Genomic DNA, 21,241 nt, shown 5'->3' on the forward strand with positions numbered 1-21,241 from the left:
ACGCATGCGATCCACGACGATCCAGCCCGCCCTCGCCCAGGACGCGGAGCGTCTCACCGCGCTGATCCAGGCGTCCGGCGCCTACCGGGGGACGTACGCCTCGATCATCTCCGGCTACCGGGTCACCCCCGACTACATCGCCCGGCACCGGGTCTTCATGGCCGTGGACGAGACGGGACGGCTGCTCGGTTTCTACGCCCTGGTGCTCGAACCGGCCGAGCTGGACCTGGCGTTCGTGGCGGACGACGTCCAGCGGGGCGGTGTCGGCCGGCTGCTCGTGGAGCACATGCTCGGCCAGGCCGGCGAGGCGGGTCTCGCGGAGGTGCGGGTGGTGGCGCATCCCCCGGCCGAGGACTTCTACCGCCGCCTGGGCGCCGAGCGCGTCGGGACGGTCCCGCCGTCACCGCCGAAGGTGACCTGGGAGCGCCCCGAGCTGTCGTTCAGGACGCCTCAGCCTCACCCCGGGAATGGCCACCCCTTGTCATAACCGTTGGAGAAATAGAAAGCCGCATAGAAAGAAAGCGCTGTCCCGCCTCTCGACAACCTCGTGTGCCACACCTGATGCTTCGTGATGGCGCGCGGGGGGCGAGTTGGGCGAGCCACTTGGTTCCACTGGCCGACTCCTGTCCAGGACAGGACGCCGGGCCCCACGGAGAGGTGGAGAAGACAGCCATGATCCGACGCAGAACGCTGCTGACAGCCGCAGGAGGAACCCTCCTCGGCAGCGCCCTGGCCACCGGCACCGCCCGCGCGGACGCCACGATCGCCATCGCCCCGGGAACGTCGTACGGCACCTGGGAGGGCTGGGGCACCTCCCTGGCCTGGTGGGCCAACGTGTTCGGCGCCCGGGACGACTTCGCCGACATCTTCTTCACCACCAAGTCGACGTCCTACAACGGCACTTCACTTCCCGGCCTCGGCCTGAACATCGCCCGCTACAACCTGGGCGCGTGCAGCTGGAACAGCGTGAACGGCGAGTCGATGGTCGCCTCGGCCAACATCCCCGCGTTCAAGCAGATCGAGGGCTACTGGCAGGACTGGAACAACGAGGACCCGACGTCGAGCGCCTGGGACTGGACGGCGGACGCCAACCAGCGGGCGATGCTGGTGAAGGCCACGTCCCGCGGGGCGACCTCGGAGCTCTTCGCCAACTCCCCGATGTGGTGGATGTGTTCCAACCACAACCCGTCCGGCGCCTCGGGCGGCGGCAACAACCTCCAGACCTGGAACTACCGCCAACACGCCTCCCACCTCGCGGCCACCGCCCTGTACGCCAAGAACAACTGGGGCGTGAACTTCGCGACGGTCGACGCCTTCAACGAGCCCTCCTCGTCCTGGTGGACGGCGACCGGCACGCAGGAAGGCTGCCACATGGACTCGACGGTCCAGTCCGCCGTACTGCCGTATCTGCGCAGCGAGTTGAACACCCGCGGCCTGACCGGCGTGAAGATCTCGGCCTCGGACGAGACGAGTTACGACCTCGCCCGCACCACCTGGAACTCCTTCAGCTCCACGACCAAGGGGTACGTCAACCAGGTCAACGTGCACGGCTACCAGGGCTCGTCCGGCCGCCGCGACCTCCTCTACACCGACGTCGTGACCACGGCCGGCAAGAAGCTGTGGAACTCCGAGACCGGCGACAGCGACGGCACCGGCTACACCACGGCCTTCAACCTGCTCTACGACTTCCGCTGGCTGCACCCCACGGCCTGGGTCTACTGGCAGGTCATGGACCCGACGGCGGGCTGGGGAGTGATCAAGTACGACGCGAGCACCCTCCAGGCCGGCGCGATCGAGACGAAGTACTACGTGCTGGCCCAGTTCAGCCGCCACATCCGCCCCGGCATGAAGATCCTCGACACGGGGGTGAGCTACGCGGTCGCGGCCTACGACTCCTCGGCCAAGCGCCTGGTCATCGTGGCCCTGAACACCTCGACGTCGGCCCAGACCCTGACCTTCGACCTGTCGTCCTTCACCACGGTCACGGGCGGCTCCGGCGGCCTGGTCCCGCGCTGGAACACGGTGACGACGGGCGGCGACAAGTACGTGTCGTACTCCAACACCTATCTGAGCGGGAAGACGGTGGCGGTGCCGTTCGCGGCGAAGGCGGTGCAGACGATACAGATCGACGGTGTGACGATCTGAGGAGGGTGTGTGCGGTCGGGGGGAGGGCGTGCGCGGTCCGGGAGGAGGGCGTGCGCGGTCCGGGCGGAGGGCGTGCGCGGTCCTGGGGTTTTCGGTTGACCGCCCCCTGGCCTGCACCTCCCTCTCCCTTTGTCACTGATCGGCAGTACGGTGTCCCCCATGCGCCCCGACACGCCTGCCGAGAACGTCGACCACAACGCCGAAGCGGCGCGCCTGGAGCGGACCGCCGACCGGTATCCCGAGGACGCCGAGGCCCTGCTCGTGCAGGCCGCGGCCCATCTGGAACTGGCCGGCGACCGCCCCGCCGCGACCGCCCTCTACGACCGCCTGCTGGCCACGCAGGACGGCCTGGAGAACCCCTTCCTGGTCCGCGCCCTCAAGGCCGCGAACCTCTGGGAGTACGGCCATGAGGCCGAGGCCCGCGCGATCATCGAGGGCGTCCGGGCGGCAGCCCCGCGGGACCCGGCGCCCTGGGTGATCGTGGCGGAGGCCCTGGAGTCCCACGACGAGCTGGAGCAGGCGCAGGAGACGTTCACGGAGGGGGCCGGGGTGCTCCTGACGGACGTGGCGGAGCCGCCGTACTCCACGCATCCGCTGCTGTTCGGCCGCCACCGGGTCCGGCGCATGCTGGGTGTGGCGCACGACGAGTGGGACACCCTCGCCGACACCCTGCACTCCTCCTCGGTCTCCCTGGACGAGCTGCACGACCCGAAGCGCGTCTGGTCCCTCGGCTCGGACAACCCGGCGGAGCTGGCGGCGGAGATCTCCCGCCTGCGCGCCGAGCTCGGCACCTACCGGGAGGCGCTGTCCCGCCCGTTCCCGGTGGCGGTACTGCACTGGCCCGCCGCGGAGCTTTCCGAGCTGGTGAGCGGGTATCCCCCGCTGGTGTCGGAGTATCCCTCCCACGAGGAGCACCTGGCGACGATAGAGGCGTCCCTTCGGGAACTGTCCGCGTCGGGCACCCCCAACCTGGGAATCGTCACCGGGACGGTCCCGTCCTACGAGGCCTTCGCGGCGTCGGAGGGTTCGTCCCCGTCGGATACGGCCCTGCTCCCCCAGTACGCCACGACGCTGGCGGCGCGGGGGCGGGCGGTGGAGTGGCCGCCGCAGCGGGGGACGGCGTGCTGGTGCGGGTCGGGACGTGGATACGGGGAGTGCCACGGGGAGTGAGCCGGCGAGGGGGCGAGGAGATGCCGCTCGCCCCCTCTTTTTCCCTTACTCGGAGAGCCAGTCGGTGGCGTTGAGGGCGAGGGCGGCGTTGGTGGCGCCGGTGTCGTTCCAGCCGTCGTAGAGGGTGTTGCCGGACTGCCCGGTGCCGTCGTCGATCGGCGAACTGTCACCCCAGAAGGCGATCTTGCCGCTGCCGTAGGTGCTGGTGAGAAAGAAGGCGCCGGTGTTCCCGGAGTAACCGGTCCGGTAGAGCAGCCCCTTGACCGCGGAGTTGTCGGAGGGCGCGAGCGTGGCCGTGGTCCCACTGGCGATGAGACTCTTCTTGACCGTCCCGAACGACCCGTGCAGCACGGGGTCGCTGCTGTCGCTGATGGCGCTCGGGTAGTCGGAGCTGATGTTCTTCGAGTCGATGGAGAACCCGAACGGGTCGTCACTGTCGACGCTGTTGTTGCTCATCAGGTCGTTGAGGATCTCGACCGCGTCGTACCCGTCGTTGTTCCGATCGGACCCGGTGTGATCGGAGATCATGAACAACCCGCCCCCGTTCTTCACGAAGTTCATGATCGCGGTCTTCTCGGCGGTCGTGAACTTGGTGTTGGGCTCGGGCAGCACGAGCGTGTCGAACTTGGAGAGGTCGGTGGCCGAGGAGCCACCGTAGGTGAGGGCGCTGGTCGCGGTCTTGAGGCTGTAGTCCCCGGTCTGCTGAAGGGCAACGCCCCAGGAGGACAGCGCCCCGGTCCAGTCGCTCTCGTCACTCGGCGAGGAGTCCTGCCCGAGCGGGTCCGGCTGACTGGTGGAGATGATCCAGTCGGCGTTCCCGGCGGTCTCGGCGTGGGCGTTGTCGAACAGGACACGGTGGGTGGTGGCCGCGGCGGCGGGGGTGGACGCCTGAAGCGTGGCACCGGCGGCGACGAGGCCGAGGACGGTGAGAGCGGTGGCGAATCTACGGGGACCGGGCATCGCGTGAACCTCCATGAGTGGGGGGGCGGAAGAGGCGGTGCGGGTGCGGTGCGGTGTTGTGTGGTGCGAGTGGGGTGCGGTGCGGGGTGACGAATCTGCGCGCGTAGAACAGGGGTTGAGGGGGCCCGCTCGACACAGGGCAGGACGCTACACAGAGGATCACGGGGGTCGGGAGACTCGACTGGGCGTTCATGTCGATCTCTTACTCAAGAACCCACCCGTCCGGCCGCCCGCCAGCTTTCCGCCGCAGAGGCGGGCGGCCCGACAACAGCTACCAGCAGCTGTACCAAGCGAGCGGCGCTGCTGGGCAGTTCAACGCCAACGGCACAGGATCAGCCGCACCGGATGTCCGGGGTGCTGAGGGTGTACTTCACCCCACCCCGGACCAGCGAGCCGCTCAGGTGGATGCAGTGGTTGGTGGCGTCGAACCAGGTGTAGACCGGCCCGGCGTAGTAGTGGTAGTTCGCCGGGTGCTCCGGCGGCGGGTCGGCGGTGTAGTCGCCGCTCTCGTCATGGAGATACAGCGTGATGTTGGACGCGAGGCCGTCGTAGGGGCTGGAGAAGAACTTCGCGCAGTTCCGCTTGGTCGAGGCATTCCAGTAGGTGCGCGCGTACCCACCCCCGTTGCGCCCGGCGTGCGTGGCCCAGTACGACTTCCCGTCCCAAGTACCGCTGCACTCGGCGGCAGCAGCGGCGGCGACGGGGGCGGCAGTCACCACCCCCGGCGCCGCCTGAGCGGCCGGCGCGGCGACCAGCCCGAGCAGCAGCCCCATGACCCCGAGCCCCAGCAACTGTGTTCTCCGCAGACGCTTCATCCGCAACTCCCCTGGTGAGATACCGCTGATCCGGTACATGACAGATGCACCGAAAATCCTCACCCCACCCCAGCGAAAACATCCCCCATTTCACGAAACCTCCGCGCCCACAACACCACCGAAACCAGCCCACCCATCAGCGAACTCCCCCACCTCCCGCCAAAGAACCACCAGCTCAACCACCGCGCGCGGCAAATCCGCCACCCAGCGGAATCTCAGCCCCCGCAGCAGACGAAGGCTGACCCGAAACCGGAAACACCACAAGCGGAGCGATATCCTCAAGCCGGTCTCGACATTCCGGGATGCACGGTATTGATCTGAATCTCCCGAGCCCGCACCCCCACGTGTTCTCAACGCCACGCGCCCGACAACTCCCGGGCGACAACGGCGCTGAGCGTCCGCACCCCCCGTGTCGAGCCAGGATCGACACCCGTCAACTCGCGGACCCGGCGCAGGCGGTAGTCGAGGGTGCGGGGGTGGACATTGAGCGCGGTCGCCGCCGCACCGCGATGCATGTCGTGGCGGTAGTACGCGTCGAGAGTGGCGAGAAGGTCGGGGCCCGGGGCCAGACGACGGGCCACCACGCGGAGCCAGTCGTCGATGAACGGCACGTCCCCGACAGCAAGTTCGACGAACACGTCGGCAAGGGTGTGTGGCCGCAGCAGGGCCGTCACCTGGCTCGGCGCGGCCACCCGACTGATCCGCCGAGCCCGCTCCAGAGCCTCGGGCAACTCGGCCAGCGGCGCGGTGGCCGTGCCGACGGCGCAGGGGCGACCGACGGCGTGGGCGAAGTCGCGTACAAGATCCGGCAGGTGGTCGGGGACGAGGTCGGGCAGGAGGTCGGACACAAGATGCGGCGGTACGTCCTGCGACGCCGCGGTGCCGGAGAAGAGGGGAAGCAGGGCGACCAACTCGCCGCTCCCGTCGCCACCCTCCGGTCCCCACATCACCGGCGCCCGATGGCTCTTCACCAGCTCCCCTATTTCGCTTTCCAGAAAACGATCGACGACGGGTCGATCCGGAAACCGGAAAACCGTCACCGCGTAGCGATCCGACAGTTCCATGTCGATGATCTCGGCGAGTTCCGCCGAAATCAGATCTCCATTCAGCAATGACCGGACCAGCAAGGCAACCTGCTCCGTATACGAGATTCGGCGGCGCAGCACGCGTACGAATCCCTGCCGGTAGGCACTGATGCCGCGTTCACCCTGCGGGGCGAACCAGGCCATCATGCGCATGAGCTCGTCGACACCCCCGCCGCGCTGAGCCTCGGTCGCCTCGTTGATCTCACGCAGCATGAGTTCGGTGTGCACGCGCAGCACCCTCTGCCGCCCGTCGAGCGACACCCCGGCGCGCGCCCGCAGCTCCCCCATCGACGCGATGTATTCGAGGTCTGCTCCGCTCAACTCGTCGTTGCCCGGCGAGAGTTCGACGGTGCGACATCGAAACCACATCGCATGTTCCAGCGTCTGGGCTCGCGCCCGAGCGTCCTTGTCCAGGAACCCGAACTCCTGGATCTCCCGTGTGTACGTCTCGACCTCACGACGGGCGTTGGTCGACGCCCGCCGGGCCAACTCGGCGAAGAGGCTCCCCATGGAACGTGAGCATGCCAGCCAGGGAGAAAGGTCGGCAGACGAGATCAGGACGACTTTCATCACCTCGGACAAAGCAGCGACAAGCCACGTGACGGGCTTTTGTCACAGTGCACAAAATTCTCAGATCTGGGCGTTCTCGTCAGTCAATCCACTTGTGGGGGAACCGTAAAGAGACATTAATGGAAGCCGCATAAAAACCCATTCTCAGCCAGGCACGGTAAATGGTTCCTGGCCAAACGGGAGGGAAACCCCGATGAGAACAGGAACGCGAAAGAGAATCATGGCGACGGTGGCGGTCATGGTCACGTCGACGGCACTCATGCTCGGCGCACCGGGCTCCGGCTCGGCCGCACCCGCCGCCACGCCCAGCCTGCGTGCGTTCGGGATCAGCGGCGACGGCACCCTGATGGCCACATTCACGACCGACCGGCCGCAGGTCCTCGACTGGGTCAGGGTCGTCACCGGCCTCAGCGGCGACACCGGCCTGATCGGAATCGACTTCCGGGTACAGAACGGTCTGATGTACGGCGTCGGCAACAAGGGCGGCATCTACACGATCAAGACCCCGCCGGCCACCGCGGACGTCGTGGTCACCAAGGTGTCCCAGCTTCAGTACGCCCTGAACGGCACCAACTTCGGCGTCGACTTCAACCCGGCGGCCGACCGCCTGCGCGTCATCAGCGACAACGGACAGAACCTGCGGCACAACCTCAACGACCACACGACGATCCAGGACCTGAACCTCACCACCCCGCCCACCGAGGGCACGACCAAGGGCGTCTCCGCCGCCGCCTACACGAACAACGACCTCGACGGGACCACCGTGACCACGCTGGTCGACATCAATACGACCACCGACCAGGTCGTCCTCCAGTCACCGGCGAACAACGGCACCCTCGCCCCGACCGGCAGTCTCGGCATCGACGCCGGGATCAACGCCGGCATGGACATCTACAGCACCCTGTCCGGCGGAAAGACCACCGACAACACCGCCTTCGCCACCCTCACCCCGTACGGCGCCGGCACCCCCTCCCTTTACACCATCAACATCTTCACCGGCCAGGCCACCTCCATCGGCCAGTTCCCCCTGAACATCACGGACCTGGCCATCTCCCTCACGGGATCCTGATCCCCAGCCTCCGACCGGCGTTCGCCGCGGCCGGACCATCCGCCGGGCCGCGGCGAACTGGAGCCCCTTCAGCCGGACCCTCTCCAGCACCTGCCGACGCCCTTCCGACATGCTGCACGGAGGCCTGGAGCTGCTGCCGCTGCACGTCGCGCATGCCTGAGAGATGGCCGCGGCACTGCGATCCGGCCCACGGGAAGTCCATGGGTGCTGGTCAATCGGCCTCCGCCCCTGCGGCCAGCGCATCGAGAACCGTACGTAGCTCGGCCAGTTCCGCCGCAGTGAGGGCGGCCGATGGCCTCTGGCACGGCTGCCCGGAGCACGCGACAGTCCAGGTCCGACGCCTCAGCCAGGGACGACGGCCGGAAAACGATCACTTTTCGACGCAAGGGCTTCGATTGTCAGTGACTGCTGTTAGAACTGATCCGTAACGGCACGGAGGAACGAAGGAGCGGTCGTGGCGGAATCGGGGGACCTCAAGGCTGGCGTCCACGAGCGGCTCGTCACCCAGGAGCTGCACGATCAGATACAGGATCTCGAGGCCGCGGGCTGGAAAGCCATCGACGCAGAGGTCAGCGCAGAGTCCACTCCGCACGTTCTGGCCAGGCATATCAGTGACGTCATCGGCCGTCGGTTGGCTCAACTGCCGCAGAAGGATCAGGTCTCCGTAGCGAACCAGATCATGCAGTCGCTGACCGGCAGTGCACCCGACCCGGACGAGAACACCAGCGACGGCACCATCATCGAAGGCCCCAGGCAGCTGCTCGCACTCGCGGAGCAGGAAGCCCCTGGCGTCTACGCCATCCGCCCGCTGACGCCCCTCTCCGAAACTGCATTGATCACCAACGCCCCCGACGATCCCAATCTCGGCGCCGAACTGCGCGCCGAGCTGGCCACAGCCGACCGCATCGATCTTCTGTGTGCGTTCGTAAAGTGGTATGGCATCCGCGTACTAGAGAGCTCGCTCCGTGAGGCCGCCCACCGCGGCGTGCCCATTCGCGTCATCACCACGACATATATGGGCGCCACCGACCGGCATGCCCTCGACCGTCTTGTACGAGATTTCGGCGCCGAGGTCAAGGTCAATTACGAGACCCGCTCGACCCGCCTGCACGCCAAGGCCTGGCTCTTTCGCCGCAACAGCGGCTTCGACACCGCATATGTAGGCAGTTCCAATCTCTCCAAGGCCGCACTCCTCGACGGTCTGGAATGGAATGTACGTCTATCGTCCGTCGCAACACCGGCCGTGCTGAACAAGTTCGAAGCCAGCTTTGACTCCTACTGGAACGACATCGCCTTTGAAGCCTACGACCCAGATCGTGACGCTCTCAAGTTGGACGAAGCCCTGGGTGTGGCCGGCAGTTCGACGTCCGACCAGGACTCGAAGATCAGCCTCTCAGGTCTTGAGGTTCGCCCCTATCCACACCAGTCCGACATGCTGGAGCGACTGCGCGTCGAGCGGGAGGTCCGCAGCCATCATCACAACCTGCTGGTCGCAGCGACCGGGACAGGCAAGACCGTCATGGCCGCACTCGACTACCGCAACCTGCATAGGGAGCGGGGCGACAGGCAGTATCCTCGACTGCTCTTTGTGGCACACCGCAAGGAGATCCTGAAGCAGTCGCTGCGCAAGTACCGTGAAGTACTGGATGACGCGTCCTTCGGTGAGCCGCTGTTCAGCGGTGAGCTACCGCGCGACTGGCAGCACGTTTTTGCCAGCGTCCAATCGCTTACTGACCAGCGACTCGACCAATTCGACCCAGAACACTTCGACATCATCGTCGTCGACGAGTTTCATCACGCTACGGCTACGACCTACCGCCGCGTTCTCAACCATTTCAAGCCAAAGCAACTCCTCGGCCTGACCGCCACTCCTGAACGCGCGGACGGGCTCAACGTGCAGGACGAGTTCTTCGAGGGCAGGATCGCCGCCGAGATGCGGCTGTGGGAGGCGCTGGACAACGACCTCCTCTGCCCGTTCCATTACTTCGGTGTGCCCGACGGTACAGACCTCACCCGCCTTGACTGGCGTTCGGGCACGTATGACCAGAGCCAGCTCGGCGATCTTTTCTCCGCCGATCATGCCCGGGCTCGTATCGTGATCAAGCAGGTGGCCGACAAGGTATCCGACCCGACGAGCATGCGCGCGCTCGGATTCTGCGTCACCAAGAAGCACGCTCACTTCATGGCAAAGTGCTTCAACGAAGCAGGAATCAGGGCTGCGGCTTTGGACAGTGAGTCGAAGCCCGAGACCCGCGACCGGACTCTCTCCCAACTCAAATCCGGAGAGATCCAGGTCATCTTCTCCGTGGACCTGTTCAACGAGGGCTTGGACATCCCCGACGTCGACACACTCCTGCTGCTCCGTCCGACGAACAGCGCCACCGTCTTCCTTCAGCAGCTCGGGCGGGGCCTGCGCCGGACGCCGGACAAGCCGGTACTCACCGTGCTCGACTTCATCGGTCAGCATCGCGCCGAGTTCCGGTTCGAGGAGCAGTTCCGCGCGATGACCAACCTGTCGCGCAACCGGCTGCTTGAACACGCTGAGCACGACTTCCCTCTCTTGCCGTCCGGCTGCCAGATCATCCTTGAAGGTAAGTCCAAGGATCTCGTGCTGGAGAACATCCGCGCGCAGATCAAGGCGACCGTTCAGACTCTCGCCAAGGAAGTCAGGAGCTTCCGAACGCCGCTCCTTGCCGACTACCTCAGGGAGAGCCGTCGCGAAATCAAGGAGCTGTACAAGTCGAGCAACTCGTGGACGTCCGTCCTGCGCCGTGCCGGCCTGGCCGATCTACCTGAACAGACAGGTGAGGAAGACCTGTTGAAGCGCGTTCACGCGTTTCTTCACGTCGACGACCCCGAACGCGCCGAGGCGTACACCCACCTACTGAGCGATGACGCCCCGACGTACGAGGCTCTGGACCCAAGGCAGCAGACGTACGCTCGCATGCTCTTCTTCAACCTCTGGGACAAGGCTGGCGGTTTCAACTCCTACGCAGCGGGACTCGAATCACTGCGCGAGCAGCAGGCGCTCCGTAGTGAACTGCGGCAGGTTCTCGACCACGTGATGGGTCAAGCCGACCACTTCCCCATCACTTTGGAAGGCGCACACTCCCACATCCCTCTGAAGATCCACAGTGCATACAACCGCTCGGAGATCCTGGCTGCCCTTGGCGTCGCTCGCCTCAACGGGCAGATGCCTGGCTCCTTCGCTCAGGGCGTTTTGTGGGATCAGCCGAACCAGACAGACGCACTACTGATCACTCTCGAGAAGAACGAGAAGGACTTCTCTCCCACTGTCAGGTACAAGGACTACGCGTTGAGCCCTTCCCTGTTCCACTGGGAGTCACAGAGCACGACTGCGGAGACCTCGCCCACCGGGCTGCGCTACCAAGAGCATGTCCAACGCGGCAGCCATGTACTGCTGTTCATGCGGCGCTACAAGGACACTGACATCGGCAAGGCCCAGCCATGGATGCTGCTCGGCCCGGCGACCTATGTCCGGCATGAGGGCAGCAAGCCCATGGCCATCACCTGGCAACTGCACCATGACTTGCCCGCGGATGTGTGGTCGTACTCGGCCATCGCCGCCGGGTAGCGAACAAGACCCTGCCTGCTCTTTCCAGCAGCAGGAACGGCTAGCTGATGGGCTGCCGTGGGTCACGAATGATCTGACCAGCACGCTCAAGAAAGGTTGCGTGTGCCTGTGTCATCTCTTCCCTGGCTTGCCCAAAGGCGGACCAATCCGCACTAGAGCTCAGAGAACCGGAACTCTCGATGTGCAGCAAAGCACGCACGGCCGCCACCGACTTACCCGTGATCGCATAAGCCAAGGCATTTGCCTCACTTGGCCCCCATAGGGCCAATTGACTGGTTTTAGCCTGTAGTTCGAGTGTCCGCTCCCGCACCTCGCGCCCTGCTGCTTCATCAAACCCGGTCCCGCTTCGCACCTCAGGGGCAATACGGGCCAGCGCTTCATCGAGAGCGGCATAAGCCGTGAGGAGGGCGGCGAAGGACTGATGACGCTGGCTGCGTACCCACTGCCAGTGCTCGGCCGCGGCCTGACCATGCACCTGCGTCAATGCTGCCTCGACCGCCTTACGGCCACCGGCTTCCGCTCCGTGCTTGGCGTACCGGCCTGCGATCACAGCACCGATGACCGCGGCTGCGAAAGCGATAACACCCGAGATGACCGTCCCCGTCGCATCACTCATCACGCCATCTTCGCTTGGGCTCAGCACAACCACAACATCCGCCCAAGCGGCCTGTGCCACTTCCTGCACTCCTTGAGCGGTGAAGCTATTAACCTCGACCCATGACAACGCCCACAGCCGGGTTTCAACCCGGTGACGTCCTCACTCGTGCAGACATCCATCCCGTGCTCGGTGGGAGCGGCTACGCCGGAATCTGTCCAGCGATAGAGAAGAGGAACGTCCTCTTATTCTCCGACAGCAAGATTGGCGAACGCTACGGATACAGCGATGGATGGCTCGCCGAAGATGACGACATAGGGCCCGTATTCACTTACACCGGAGCAGGTAAGCGAGGTGACCAAACCCTCAGCGGGGGCAACACCGCGATTCTGGAGCACGCCGCCAAGGGCCGCACTCTGCACCTGTTCATCGCGGTGGGAAAGGTCCCGGGAAGCGACACGCGAACCCACAAATATATAGGGCAGTTCAAGGTCGACGAACGCAAGCCGTTCGAGATACGCGAGGCCAGGGACGAACTGGGCCAGGACCGCAACGTCATCGTCTTCCGGCTACGCCCTACCGGGCCTTGCATCCGAGAGACTTCTGACACGCTTCGACCGGCGCCCGTTTCCAGGTTCCGACTCCAACGGACCGCAGGTCGCCTGGCCCGGGCGTACCGACGCCAGAGGCGTCAGCAACATCCGACCGAAGTCGAGCCAGTAGGTGTGGCCACCCGCGATGATCTGGCAGACGCCTTCGAGGATCGCGAGACCGCCGCCGGGGAAAGCATCGTTCAGATGGAGCTATCGATGCGGGACTCGACCTCTCAGCTTGTGTTCGACCTTTACAACCAGACGAGCAACACGATTTATGAGCCAACAGGTAGCGCAGCAAACGAGTCGATCACTCAGGCTCTTGCGCAACTCCTCCACGCACGGCGCTACTTGAGACGGCTGACCCACCAACAGCCCCTCCACCTGATGGTGCTCACACCGTCGCTTCCCCACGAAGATCTCCGTGATCTGCTCGCTGAACACGGGATCGGCATCGTGTATCGAAATGACAGTGGCGGATTCTCCGAGTTCGAGACGAGCACCGCTACCGCCAACGGCTTCCCTCAAGGCTTCCGCTGCACTGACTGCCCTGCGCTTGCCTCCTGAGCTTCAACCCACCTGTGTGCTTGCGGCCAGTGGGGTGTCATCGCCTGCATGACGCGATGGCACCCCACTCACACCACCAACGGCTACTCAAGCTCCGCCTCGAACCGGATCTGCGCACGATCAAGGGCCTCGTCGGAGTCCCGTCCGTGCCCCCTCAGCCAGTGCAGGACGTCGACAATGACATCGATCGCCGCTTCCTCGACCACTGCCACCGCCCCAACTCCCGCGGGCCACAAACGATCTGGCTCGCAGCCGTAGTTGCTCAGCAGGGCCTCCACTCGATTCACCCGAGCGCCCCCAGAGTGCCCCTCAGCACAAGACAACTCTGTCGGCAGCTCACACCAGGTCACCTTCTGGTCAGCCCGCAGCTGAACACCCCAACGATCGGTAGTAGCACTGACCAGTGCCATACCTCTGCCGGACTCGTCATCCGGCACGGCATCGAGGAGCACCGGTAGCGCGCGGGGGTCAGCGTCGTGGACCTCGATCCGTACCCGAGTCCCACTCATAGACACGACGAGTGTGGCCGGTGTCCCAGTACCCACGTGCTTGATGACGTTCGACACGAGTTCACTGACACAGAGCTGAGCAGCATCGACGACGCCATGAAGGCCCCACAGCTCCAGGTGGAGCCGCATGATCCGCCGCAGTGCCGCAACCTCTTCCGGCTCCGCTGTGAAGGGAAGGCTCCAGGGCTTCCTCGAGACGCGTGCGATGCAGTCCATCATCCATCAACACCTCTACCTTCTAGTCGAGTTGCCGCAGTCATCCCCCGCATACAGAGAGTTGCATCGGAACTCTCAAAATGGAACTCTCATTTTGAGCGAATAGTGGTGCGCCCGCGCGACGAGCGCCCCCGGCGCGCGCCACCTTGCCGTCGCCTTGGAGCAACCAGGACGATCTGCTGGATCGAGACGAAGGGCCGAAGGAATGGCAGTTGGACCCACCACACGCAGGCGCCAACTAGGTGCCGACCTCCGCCGCCTCCGCGAGCGCCACGGGCTGACCCTTGAAGAGGCGGGTGCGCGCGTCGGCATCTCCAAGGCAACGCTGAGCCGCTATGAGACGAAGGAAGGCACGGTCAAGTGGCCGGCCGTCGATGCCCTTTGCCGGGAGTACGGCGCCTCCGACGAGGAACGCCTCGCCCTTGTGGAACTCGCGAAGGGCGCCAAGATCCAGGGCTGGTGGCGGTCGCTCGCCGACCCCGTCCCGGAGTCGATGAACCTCATGCTCACGCTTGAGGACGAGGTCGTACGCGAAGACCACTACGCCTGTATGTACATCCCTGGCCTCCTGCAGACCCGCGCTTACGCCGAAGCCGTCCACCGGGCTTCGGAAGTTCACTGCCCCGAGCGCGAGGTGCAGCACATGGTCGACATCCGCATGAAGAGGCAGGAGCTACTGGAACGAGATGAACCACCGCTGCTCTGGTGTGTGATCGATGAGGCGGCACTGCGGCGCAGGGTGGGCGGACGCGATGTCATGCAGGGTCAGCTCCAGCATCTCCTCGCTATGTCACAGCGACCGCACATCACGGTCCAGGTGCTCCCTTTTGCATCCGGCGCCCATGCAGCTGCCGTCGGCAGCTTTGCCATCCTTCGAGGACAGTCCCTCGAACTCGACGTTGTCTATGTGGACTTGCTCGGCGGTGGGCTCTTCATGGAGAAGCAGCCCGAACTGGAGCGTTATAGGTTGGCGTTCGAGTACCTCAGCGCGCAGGCGCTCGATCTCGAGTCCTCGGCGGAGATCATTCATCGCATGAGCAAGGAGTCCTGATGACAGCGCCCTCGACGCACCAGTGGTTCAAGTCCTCCTACAGCGGCGGGAGCGGAACCGAGTGCGTGGAGTGCGCGCGTGATGAGGCGGGCGTACTCATACGCGACTCGAAGCAAGAGCACGGACCTGTAGTCACGATCGGGGTACCGGCCTGGCGCTCCTTCGCTGAGTCTCTGAGCCAGACACGCGCCCGTCTTCGCCGGGCCCCTACAGCTTCTGCATAAATCAGCTCCCCGCTTTATGCCAGCTCGGGAATATTCCACGATCTCCGTGGACGAGGAACGATGGTCTCCGTAGCGTCATCCGGTAAGTCGCCCAGCACGGGCGGAACGGAAGGGGGCGCCATGGCGCGCGAGGACCTGACACGGCTTACCGGCACGACCGTTGGCGGGCCCAACTGCGATGACGACGACTGCCCGAACGTCTACCGCACCGCGGCTGGCTCCATCGTGGTCCAGGGAAACGTGTCGGACGCCTTCCTGCCGCCTGAGGGTGAGGCCTTGGTGGAGATTCCGGAGTCCGTGCTCAAGGAGGCCGTACGTGCTCTTGGATGGTGACGAGTGGCGGCGGACATTTGACGCGTATACGCGTGACGCATGGCGCTTCGAGGCTCAACCCACGTACACCATGCCCCAGGAGGCTGACAACGTCGCCCGCTTCCTTCGCGGTGAGACCAAGCCCGCCGATCACAATGCTCGTTGGCATGAACGGGTGCATGGGTACGTGGCTTCAGGGCGGGCCATTGGGCGCGTCCGGGTCGTACGGAAACCGCTGACCGACTATCAGCGGTACCAGTTCGCCTGGGGTATCCCAGGGAACATAACGGCCGGAGAGGAAATCCGCATCCTGGATGTCACGCAGCAGGATTACGGCCTTCCTCTGTCAGGAACCGACTGGTGGATGTTCGACGAGGCCCAAGTGGTGCACCTGAACTTCCGCCCAGATGGAACTCAGATCAGCCGGGAGACAGTCAGCGGTGACATCTCCCCCTACTTGGAGTGGAAGCGCATTGCGCTGACTCATTCAGTGCCGTTCTCCAAGTATGTGAAAGAAGCCGGGTGACCTTCGAACCTGAGCAGCTGGGGCAGTCGAGATCCGATCTCTCACAGACGCTCCGCGAGTTGCGCACGCGAGCCGGCCTCACTGGGGACCGGCTCGCTCGGCGTTGCAACATGTCTCAGAGTCAGATCAGCAAGTTCGAAACCGGCAGGAAGATGCCGAAGCTCGTGGATGTCGAACGTATCCTCCGAGCCCTGGACGCTCCAAGTGACGTCGTGGCGGAAGTCACTGCTCTTGCTCGCATCGCGAACACCGAATGGCAGGACAAGCGCTCGTCCTGGCGCCGCGGCATGGAGAAGCGCCAGAGAGAACTGGCGTCCTTGGAGAGTAAATCCACAAAGCTGAGATACTTCCTGCCCGCAATGATCACAGGTCTACTGGCCACGCCCGAGTACGTACGCGCCAGCCTGGCCCACGCCCCAGGGGACACCTCCAAAACCGTGGCGAGCAAGCTGGAGCGCCAGGCCGTGCTCTACGACACCTCGAAGACCTTCACTTTTCTGCTGACCGAGCAAGCCGTGCGGTGGGCGATCATCTCGTCGTCAGCCATGGCAGTACAGATTGACCGTCTGGCGTCACTGTCACATCTGCCGAATGTTCGTATCGGAATAATTCCAACAGGGACCGTGATACCGCGTGGCCCCATGAACACCTTTACTCTCTACGACGACCGCTTGGCCACCGTCGAGAACTTCACTGGGCGCATGGTCTTTCGGGATGCTCGCGACATCTCCGAGCATCTTGCCGCGTTCTCTCTTTTCGAGCGCCACGCTCGCTTCGACACAGAGGCAAGAACCCTCCTGCAGGAGTGGGCAGACTCTTGCCGGTGATCTTTAGTCCATAACCGGAATATCGCTCGGACAATCCGCGGAGCCAGGCAATCATGGATACATCATGAAGCCGGGGAGGATTGATGGCAGGCCCAAGCGAGCCCAAGGGATACAGACTTGCGGAACTCCCGACAGAACCAAGAGCGATTCCGGCCTGTGACACGTGTCTCGGCATTTGTGTGCGCCGGGAAAATGCTCGTTCAAGGAATGACTACAGCGCCGTATCCGACGCGAATGTAGATCTGCGTCGCCATCAGGGTGGGACTCACTCGGCAGAGACGCGACCGTCATGAGCTCAGCAACAAAATCCGGCATCTTCACGGACCAGCCCTTGATGACTTTGCGTGTATCTCGAGATTCCGGGCGCACCTGGGGTCCCGAACTGGCCATCCTCGGTTCTGACGATCTAGTGCCCTTGAACTCTATGGCGTGGCCCCCATGCAAGTGCCCGCGCTGCAAAGACCATCACGGCGTCTTCGTCCGCTGAGGCATACGCCCCCATCCCCTGAAATCCCGCCCGGCACAGGCGGTGACGGTCCCACAACCACAACACCTGATCAGAAAGGTGCAGCACATGCTGGACGGAAACGATCTCTACAAGCTCGACATCGACAGCGCATCCTTTGCGAAGGCCTGCGGAGGACCCTGCACCGAAGGGTGCGTGACCCTGGCTCGGATCGGTGACAACGCTTGGGCCCTGGGTGACAGCAAGCGGCCGGACGCGGAGCCGTTGCGGTTCACCACGGAGGAGTTGGACTCGGCCGGTATCGATCCGACGCGATTCGGGATGTCCGTCTGACCGGACCCGACTCCGAGACCGGTCCAGGCTCCTGGCCCCTGGCCCCTGGCTTGAGACAGGACCGGTCTCCCTCCCGATCTTCGACACCAGATGGGGACGACTGGTGCATCATCACGGCTTCCTCTGGACCGGCCCGAAAGCACGTTTCGACGATGAAGCCTTACGGCGTCCGCCACATCCCGAACCACCTCCCGCCGGAAGCAGGCCGGAGTTGGTCCAGCGTTGTCGAGAGGTGGCCGCGGAGTTCGCGGCGACGGAGATTCCGCCGCTGGAGACCGCGTACTGGCTGGTCAAACCTCGCTCCTCCGTACGTGGCACGTGGGAGGAGCCCAAAGAAGCGGTGACCTGGCTCGCAGAGCAACTGGACGACTACGCACCGCGGTTCGCATCCGAGTGGGATCGCGACGCCACTCATCTGACGTTGCTGATCGACTCGGCTTTGGTGAGGCTGAGTCTGGGTGCGGATGCCTCGCTCGGCTTCTACCTGGAGCGGCCTTCCTATCTGTCCCTCGCGGTGGTGACATGCTCTCCACATCGTTCGAGACCTAACCTGCCCTGCCCCGTCCGGCAGTCGTAGGAGCCATGCAAAGGGAGGGCCCACCGGCGCCGACAGCCCTTCCTCCCGGCCTGGGGACGAACGCCGTTCCCATGGGTATGACCGCCATCGATTCACCATTGCCTTGGGAAGGGGAACACAGTGACCAGCTCGGTGCCGTGGCGACAACGTCTGTCCACCGGAACAGAGGACACCCAGAACGAAGTGGTCCGCCTCTACCAGCAGACGCGGCACAGCAAGGCGTACGTCCCCACCATGATCTGGGGCACGATCCAGACCGAGGCGTACGCCACCGTGATCCTCCGCCAAGTAGTCGGCTTCCTCGATGTCCCGGACGACGTCTCCGCCGGCGTGGCCAAGCGGATGGAGCGCCAACAGGTCCTGTACGACGGTAAGCACCAATACGACGTGATCCTTGGCGAGCAAGCCCTCTACACGAACATCGGAGGGCCGACCGTAATGCGCGGGCAGATGGAGCGCCTCCTCCGCGACTTCGACCTCCCATCCCTGACGCTCGGCATCCTTCCCGTCACCGCCGAGGTCGGTGTGGTCCCCATGCCCGGCTTCAACATGTACGACGACAACCGCGCCAGCTACGAGCTCGTATCGACCGGCGTGGACATCACCGACCCCGCCGAACTCGCCCTCCACAGCAAGGCATTCGACGCGCTCAGGGAGGCCGCGCACTTCGGAGACCCCGCCAAGGATCTGATCAACAAAGCCCTGACCTCCTGGAGCAACGGATGACGCCTCACGGTATGTCGATCGGCACAGGTGAGCCAGACCAAGTTGAGTGGTGCGCCGCGCGAAGAACAGACGACTGCGGCTGAGCATCCCCACCCAGGAGACCAGCACATCCCCAGGACGGTAACCGGCGTCGACGCCCGCGGAACACAGCACTGCGAGACCTCGGCCCTCGGCGTGCTCCTCCGTCAGCAGGGCATCGACCTCTCCGAACCCATGCTCTTCGGCCTCGGATCCGGTCTGTCCTTCGTCTACTGGGACAGCAAGAGCATGGGCTTCCCCTTCCTCGGCGGACGGGTCAGGCCCTTCGAGCTGACCAGGAACCTGGCCGCCGCACTCGCGCTGGACCTCGACGTCCGGGAGACCTCCTCCCCGCGCAAGGGGTGGGCGAACGTCGTCGACGCCATCGACGGCGGCCGGCCCGTCGGGCTCCAGCTCGACAGCTACCACCTGGACTACTTCGGTACGAAGGTGCACTTCGGTGGTCATGTCGTCGCGATGTACGGCTACGACGACGAGGTCGCCCTTCTCGTCGACACCGACCAGCAGGGCGGGGCCGTGTCCACGAGTCGGGGCAGTCTCGCGGAGGCGAGGGCGGCTCGGGGGCCGATGACCGCGAGGCACCGGTCGTTCACCGTCACGGCTCCGGGGCGGTCGGCCGAAGGCGGGATCGCCGGGCTGCTCCCCGAGGGCAGGATCGTCCCCGCCATCACCACCTGCGCCCACGCCTTCCTCAACCCGCCCATCGCCAACCTGGGTCACCGAGGCATCGAGAAGACCGGCAAGCTCGTACGCACATGGCTGCGGCGGACCGACGACCCGCAGCGGGACCTCGCGCAGGCCGCGCTCCTGATGGAGAAGGCCGGTACCGGCGGTGCCCTGTTCCGCAACCTCTACCGCGACTTCCTCGCCGAGTGCGCCGAGCTGCTCGACAGCGAACACCTGCGCACCGGACTCGGGTTGTACACCGAGGCCGCCCAACTGTGGACGGCGGTCGCGGAGTTGATTGCCGAGGCCGGTGAAACGGGCGACGAGCGGCACCTCGTACGGGCGGGCGACGCACTCGGTGACCTGTCACGGATCGAGCGCGAGGCGATGGAGGCGCTGAGTCGTCTGGCGGACGCCAGGCCCTGACCGGGGCGTCACTCCCGGGCCGTCCACCCGGACCTGCGCATCACCGTCGAGCGGGTCATCGCCGAGTTCCGGGCGGGCGGGACGGCAAGGCGTCGAGCACCGGGACGCCGTCCAGCCGGTACCGGCGACGCCGGCCAACGAGCACACCGTGTCCCGGGCCCCCAGCGCGACCACAGAGCCGTCCCGTCAGTTCACTCAACGAACCGGTACTTCAGATGGGTCGCCAGCGGAGTCTCCACCACCCTGACCTGCTCAAGCCGCCGCTCCCCCACCCCCACCCCCTCGAACAACCGCAGCCCGGCCCCCAGCAACGCCGGCACCACATGCAGCTGAAGCTCGTCGACGAGCCCCTCCCGCAGATACTGCTGGACCGTCCTCGCACCGCCCGCGATGTCGACGTTCCGCTCCCCCGCCGCCGCCCGCGCCTGGGCGAGCGCGCTGTGGATGCCGTCCGTGACGAAGGTGAAGGTGGTGCCGCCCTGCTTCACCAGGGGTGCGTGCGGACGGTGGGTGAGGACGAAGACCGGCACCCTGAACGGCGGGTTCTCGCCCCAGAAGTCCGCCCCCGTGTCGTACATCATCCGCCCCATGATCACCGCCCCGGTCGCGTCGAACCACTCCCGCATCAGCTCGGAGTCACGGTTCTCCTCGCCGCCGGTCATGCCCTGGCGTTCCCGCCAGCTCGCCAGGTTGTGGATCCACTCGAAGAGGGGTTCGGCGCCGTTCCCGCCGGGGTTATCGAGGGTGACGCCGGGGCCGGCGATACAGCCGTCGAGGGAGATGGCCAGGTCAGCGGTGACGGTCATGACGTGGGGCTCCTGTAGTCCGGGGAGGCTTTCTGCGGCCTCCTTCACTCTCACGTCGATCGAGGGGCTGCGCATTCGACATGCGCGGCAGCATTCAGTCCTGGAGAGGCTCCGCTACTAGGCCGGCGCGGGCACCTCGACATAGATCATCGCTTCGTTGTCCCGCCACTTGCACGGCCCCGCGCTGTCGTCGCGCTCGCAGACCGTCGCCCGGACGTCGAGAAACCGAAAATGCCGTGGGTCGAACTGAGCTGTACTGAGATTTGTGGAGTCCCTGATGCCAGGGTTACGGTCCTGGCGAAGGAGAACCACATCAGTGCCGGCACCACGGAAGTACCCCGACGAGCTGCGTGAGCGCGCGATCCGCGAGGTC

21 protein-coding genes and 1 pseudogene are annotated in these 21,241 nt (G+C 65.1%); 15 read left to right on the forward strand and 7 right to left on the reverse strand.

The genetic code is table 11. From position 1 onward, the window contains the following. Nucleotides 1–4 precede the first annotated feature (4 nt). The 3 genes from G3I78_RS37820 (at nucleotide 5) to G3I78_RS37830 (ending at nucleotide 3,315) form a co-directional block, all read left to right on the forward strand. Entirely contained in the window at nucleotides 5–487 is a 483-nt protein-coding gene (locus tag G3I78_RS37820) for a GNAT family N-acetyltransferase (RefSeq protein WP_164433281.1), read from the forward strand. A gap of 185 nt (nucleotides 488–672) precedes the next feature. Continuing rightward, complete coding sequence (locus G3I78_RS37825; protein ID WP_164433283.1) at nucleotides 673–2,145, forward strand: beta-1,6-galactanase; 1,473 nt, start codon at nucleotides 673–675, stop codon at nucleotides 2,143–2,145. Nucleotides 2,146–2,304: 159 nt separating this feature from the next. Further along, nucleotides 2,305–3,315, forward strand: a complete 1,011-nt coding sequence (locus G3I78_RS37830; RefSeq protein ID WP_164433285.1) for an SEC-C metal-binding domain-containing protein — start codon at nucleotides 2,305–2,307, stop codon at nucleotides 3,313–3,315. A gap of 51 nt (nucleotides 3,316–3,366) precedes the next feature. Here the strand turns inward: G3I78_RS37830 and G3I78_RS37835 are convergent. From G3I78_RS37835 to G3I78_RS37845, 3 genes and pseudogenes are all read right to left on the reverse strand, one after another. Next, a pseudogene (locus G3I78_RS37835) lies at nucleotides 3,367–4,275 on the reverse strand (hydrolase); the annotation flags it as partial. Nucleotides 4,276–4,607: 332 nt separating this feature from the next. Continuing rightward, on the reverse strand, nucleotides 4,608–5,090 hold the full coding sequence (locus G3I78_RS37840) for a hypothetical protein (RefSeq protein ID WP_239158304.1): 483 nt from the start codon (nucleotides 5,088–5,090) through the stop codon (nucleotides 4,608–4,610). Between the two features lie 350 nt (nucleotides 5,091–5,440). Continuing rightward, nucleotides 5,441–6,685 carry a helix-turn-helix domain-containing protein gene (locus tag G3I78_RS37845; protein ID WP_164433328.1) on the reverse strand — a complete coding sequence of 415 codons (1,245 nt, stop codon included), beginning with the start codon at nucleotides 6,683–6,685 and terminating at the stop codon, nucleotides 5,441–5,443. Between the two features lie 280 nt (nucleotides 6,686–6,965). Between G3I78_RS37845 and G3I78_RS37850 the strand changes: the two genes are divergently transcribed. Next, entirely contained in the window at nucleotides 6,966–7,814 is an 849-nt protein-coding gene (locus G3I78_RS37850; protein ID WP_164433289.1) for a DUF4394 domain-containing protein, read from the forward strand. Between the two features lie 454 nt (nucleotides 7,815–8,268). Next, entirely contained in the window at nucleotides 8,269–11,409 is a 3,141-nt protein-coding gene (locus G3I78_RS37855) for a DEAD/DEAH box helicase (RefSeq protein WP_164433291.1), read from the forward strand. A 40-nt stretch (nucleotides 11,410–11,449) separates the two neighbouring features. On the opposite strand, the gene G3I78_RS37860 is transcribed toward G3I78_RS37855, so the two are convergent. Beyond that, on the reverse strand, nucleotides 11,450–12,085 hold the full coding sequence (locus G3I78_RS37860; RefSeq protein ID WP_164433293.1) for a hypothetical protein: 636 nt from the start codon (nucleotides 12,083–12,085) through the stop codon (nucleotides 11,450–11,452). A gap of 41 nt (nucleotides 12,086–12,126) precedes the next feature. On the opposite strand from G3I78_RS37860, the gene G3I78_RS37865 reads away from it, so the two are divergent. Next, on the forward strand, nucleotides 12,127–13,164 hold the full coding sequence (locus tag G3I78_RS37865; protein ID WP_164433295.1) for a hypothetical protein: 1,038 nt from the start codon (nucleotides 12,127–12,129) through the stop codon (nucleotides 13,162–13,164). Between the two features lie 83 nt (nucleotides 13,165–13,247). On the opposite strand, the gene G3I78_RS37870 is transcribed toward G3I78_RS37865, so the two are convergent. After that, a complete protein-coding gene (locus tag G3I78_RS37870; protein WP_164433330.1) occupies nucleotides 13,248–13,889 on the reverse strand; it encodes an ATP-binding protein in 642 nt (213 codons plus the stop codon). A gap of 205 nt (nucleotides 13,890–14,094) precedes the next feature. Here G3I78_RS37870 and G3I78_RS37875 point away from each other — a divergent pair, with 205 nt between their 5' ends. The 9 genes from G3I78_RS37875 to G3I78_RS37915 all read left to right on the forward strand — a co-directional run bounded on the left by G3I78_RS37875 (nucleotide 14,095) and on the right by G3I78_RS37915 (nucleotide 20,062). Further along, entirely contained in the window at nucleotides 14,095–14,940 is an 846-nt protein-coding gene (locus tag G3I78_RS37875; protein WP_164433297.1) for a helix-turn-helix transcriptional regulator, read from the forward strand. Next, nucleotides 14,940–15,164: a DUF397 domain-containing protein gene (locus G3I78_RS37880; RefSeq protein ID WP_164433299.1), complete on the forward strand. Its 225-nt coding sequence runs from the start codon at nucleotides 14,940–14,942 to the stop codon at nucleotides 15,162–15,164. Before G3I78_RS37875 ends, G3I78_RS37880 begins: the two co-directional genes overlap by 1 nt. Nucleotides 15,165–15,284: 120 nt before the next feature. Then, nucleotides 15,285–15,497 (forward strand): hypothetical protein, encoded by a 213-nt coding sequence (locus G3I78_RS37885; protein WP_164433300.1) that lies wholly within the window; start codon nucleotides 15,285–15,287, stop codon nucleotides 15,495–15,497. After that, on the forward strand, nucleotides 15,481–16,002 hold the full coding sequence (locus G3I78_RS37890; protein ID WP_164433302.1) for a DUF6879 family protein: 522 nt from the start codon (nucleotides 15,481–15,483) through the stop codon (nucleotides 16,000–16,002). Before G3I78_RS37885 ends, G3I78_RS37890 begins: the two co-directional genes overlap by 17 nt. Continuing rightward, nucleotides 15,999–16,829 (forward strand): helix-turn-helix transcriptional regulator, encoded by an 831-nt coding sequence (locus G3I78_RS37895; protein ID WP_164433304.1) that lies wholly within the window; start codon nucleotides 15,999–16,001, stop codon nucleotides 16,827–16,829. Before G3I78_RS37890 ends, G3I78_RS37895 begins: the two co-directional genes overlap by 4 nt. Nucleotides 16,830–17,403: 574 nt before the next feature. Continuing rightward, nucleotides 17,404–17,628: a DUF397 domain-containing protein gene (locus tag G3I78_RS37900; RefSeq protein ID WP_164433306.1), complete on the forward strand. Its 225-nt coding sequence runs from the start codon at nucleotides 17,404–17,406 to the stop codon at nucleotides 17,626–17,628. 103 nt (nucleotides 17,629–17,731) lie between these two features. Then, the gene (locus tag G3I78_RS37905; protein ID WP_164433308.1) at nucleotides 17,732–18,205 is read left to right on the forward strand and encodes a hypothetical protein; all 474 of its coding nucleotides are present in this window, start codon (nucleotides 17,732–17,734) and stop codon (nucleotides 18,203–18,205) included. Between the two features lie 120 nt (nucleotides 18,206–18,325). Further along, the gene (locus G3I78_RS37910) at nucleotides 18,326–18,931 is read left to right on the forward strand and encodes a DUF5753 domain-containing protein (RefSeq protein ID WP_164433310.1); all 606 of its coding nucleotides are present in this window, start codon (nucleotides 18,326–18,328) and stop codon (nucleotides 18,929–18,931) included. 108 nt (nucleotides 18,932–19,039) lie between these two features. Next, nucleotides 19,040–20,062 (forward strand): BtrH N-terminal domain-containing protein, encoded by a 1,023-nt coding sequence (locus G3I78_RS37915; RefSeq protein ID WP_164433332.1) that lies wholly within the window; start codon nucleotides 19,040–19,042, stop codon nucleotides 20,060–20,062. A gap of 191 nt (nucleotides 20,063–20,253) precedes the next feature. Here G3I78_RS37915 and G3I78_RS37920 read toward each other — a convergent pair whose 3' ends face one another. Both G3I78_RS37920 and G3I78_RS51345 read right to left on the reverse strand, forming a co-directional pair. Beyond that, nucleotides 20,254–20,868: a dihydrofolate reductase family protein gene (locus G3I78_RS37920; RefSeq protein WP_164433312.1), complete on the reverse strand. Its 615-nt coding sequence runs from the start codon at nucleotides 20,866–20,868 to the stop codon at nucleotides 20,254–20,256. Between the two features lie 117 nt (nucleotides 20,869–20,985). Then, a partial coding sequence (locus tag G3I78_RS51345; protein ID WP_203616042.1) for a hypothetical protein occupies nucleotides 20,986–21,241 on the reverse strand: 256 nt, incomplete at its 5' end.

Origin of the sequence: Streptomyces sp. SID13726, from assembly GCF_010548375.1 — a bacterium.
In the GTDB taxonomy this organism is placed as follows: domain Bacteria; phylum Actinomycetota; class Actinomycetes; order Streptomycetales; family Streptomycetaceae; genus Streptomyces.